Source organism: Stenotrophomonas chelatiphaga, assembly GCF_001431535.1.
Lineage (GTDB): Bacteria > Pseudomonadota > Gammaproteobacteria > Xanthomonadales > Xanthomonadaceae > Stenotrophomonas > Stenotrophomonas chelatiphaga.
This window is the reverse complement of the sequence record NZ_LDJK01000122.1, coordinates 1-875: the sequence shown is the minus strand read 5'-3', so window position 1 is coordinate 875 and position 875 is coordinate 1. Positions and strand designations below refer to the sequence as shown.

1 protein-coding gene is annotated in these 875 nt (G+C 65.1%); it reads left to right on the top strand.

The features are described from left to right. On the top strand, positions 1-875 hold an 875-nt coding region (locus ABB28_RS17380; RefSeq protein ID WP_152983510.1), incomplete at both ends, for a GGDEF domain-containing phosphodiesterase.

Below are 875 nucleotides of genomic sequence, written 5' to 3'. Positions count from 1 at the left end.
CCAGCGCCTGAAATCGTGGCTGCGCGGTCGTGGCAAGCTGTGGCGCCATGGCAGCGATGAGTTCCTGGTGGCCGTGCCGCGTACCAGCGAGGTCGCCCTGCCGGAGGACTTCGCCGAAGAGCTGCGGCAGCAGCTGGAGCTGCCGCTTTCGGTGCTGCCCTACACCTTGTTCATGACCGGCAAGCTGGGCGTCAGCCTGTGCCCGGAACATGCCAGCACCGCTTCACGACTGCTCGACCACGCCGAGGACGCGCTGTACCAGGCGGCCCGCGAAGGCGGCAATGCGGTGCGCATCCACGCCGTGGATACCGTGCCCAGCGCGCACAGCGAGAGCATCATCGCCCGGCAGATCATCGATGCCATTCCCAATGGCGAGCTCAAGCTGCGCTACCAGCCGCTGGTGAGCTCGCGCGATGGCCACGTGGTGGGCATGGAAGCACTGCTGCGCTGGCAGTCGCCGACGCTGGGCATGCTGGTGCCGGAGCGCTTCATGCGGACCGCCGAACGGCTGGGCATCATCGTGCAGATCGGCACGTGGGTGCTGGAAGGCGCGTTGAAGCAGGCACGGCTGTGGCGTGACCAGGGCTTCGATGACTTCACCATCGCCGTCAACGTCTCCACCCTGCAGCTGCTGCGCCCGAATTTCTTCACCGAAGTGATGGGGCTGATCCAGGCCGCCGGGATTCCGGCGCCGATGCTGACCCTGGAAATCAACGAAAGCGCGTTGACCAACAACGTCAATTTCGTCCACGAAACGCTGGTCAACCTGCGCAACGAAGGCATCAGCCTGAGCCTGGACAATTTCGGCACCGGCGACTCCAGCCTGAGTGCGCTGGTGCGCTACCCCGTGGACAAGCTGAAGATCGACCGCAGCT